The sequence below is a fragment of the Dietzia sp. SYD-A1 genome, assembly GCF_015356725.1.
In the GTDB taxonomy this organism is placed as follows: domain Bacteria; phylum Actinomycetota; class Actinomycetes; order Mycobacteriales; family Mycobacteriaceae; genus Dietzia.
This window is the reverse complement of the sequence record NZ_JADDKI010000369.1, coordinates 1-1254: the sequence shown is the minus strand read 5'-3', so window position 1 is coordinate 1254 and position 1254 is coordinate 1. Positions and strand designations below refer to the sequence as shown.

Here is a 1254-nt window from a genome sequence, read left to right as displayed (position 1 = left end):
CTCGGGAACCGACGACGCGACCGGGTCGGTGGCCGCGTGGACGGTCACCACGCCGTCGCCCGGCCTGTGGGTGAGCCGGTGCGCGAGGACGGTGAGGGACTGGGCCCACCCGCTCACGCTGCCGTCGATCGACTCCTCCGCGAGCTGCCCGCCCGAGGCGAACCCGGACCGCAGGGTCAGGACGGTGCCGCCCTCGCCGGCGTCGGCGATCTCGCACGAGGTCGTCCAGGGGGGAACCGGGACCCCCTCGCCCATCCAGTGGTGTTCCTCGAAGGTGAACTCCCCGGGTGCACCGCCGGCGGGGGGCGAGAACACCGTGATCTCGCCGACCGTCGCGGTGAGCATCGCCTCGGCGGCGGCCTCCGGACCGGTCGTGGGGTCGGGGGCGCCGGGATCGGCGAACTGCACGATGCGCCCGCCGACCTGCGGTTCCAGCGCGCAGGGCACGAACCAGGACGAGATCCCCTCGCCGGTGGAGACCGCGTCCCACACCACCTGCGGGGGCACCGGAAGCGGCACGCGGCACACCACGTGACGGCTCTCGTCCGTGGCCTCGATCCCTGCCGTCACCCCGTACATGTCGCGCTCCCACCACCCGTCCGACCGTTACCGTGGTCAACGCTACCGGCGTGGGGGCACGACGTAGTCTGACGGTCGTGATCGCGACGGGAGGGGCGGTGGACCCGGGCGGACGCGGGACCGGACTGCGGGGGCCGGTGGCCGCCACGGTTCTGCTCTTCGCCGCCAACGGGGCGATCTTCGGGGCCATCGTCCCCCGCCTGCCGGACCTCAAGTTCGCACTGGACCTGGGCCCGGCCGGTTTCGGTCTGGCGATGGCGTGCTTCCCGGCCGGCGCCCTGGTGGGGGGACTGCTCGCCCCCGCACTGATGCGTCGGCGTCCGGATGGGGCGGTGGCTGTGGCGGCGATGGTGCTGACCTCGCTCGTCGCCGCGCTGCTCGCGCTCTCCCCGGTAGCGGGGGTGTTCGCCGGTCTGCTGCTGATCTTCGGCGTGTGCGATGCCGTCACCGACGTGGCCATGAACGCCCACGGCATCCGCGTGCAGCTGCGGCACGGCCGGTCCCTGATCAATCGATTCCACGCCGTCTGGTCGCTCGGGGCGGTCCTCGGTGCCGCCGGGGGGTCGTTCGCCGCCGGCATCGGGGCGTCGGTCGTGGTCCAGATGAGCGCGGCCGGCGTCGCCTGTGCACTCGCCGCCCTGGCCGCGCACCCCCTGCGACTGCGCACCGCTGGGT

The 1254-nt window shown here is 73.9% G+C and carries 1 protein-coding gene and 1 pseudogene; one reads left to right on the top strand and one right to left on the bottom strand.

Annotated features, from left to right (window positions below):
• A partial coding sequence (locus IY392_RS13935; protein WP_194861533.1) for an SRPBCC domain-containing protein occupies positions 1-579 on the bottom strand: 579 nt, incomplete at its 3' end.
• Between the two features lie 77 nt (positions 580-656).
• On the opposite strand from IY392_RS13935, the pseudogene IY392_RS13930 reads away from it, so the two are divergent.
• Positions 657-1254, top strand: a pseudogene (locus IY392_RS13930) (MFS transporter); the annotation flags it as partial.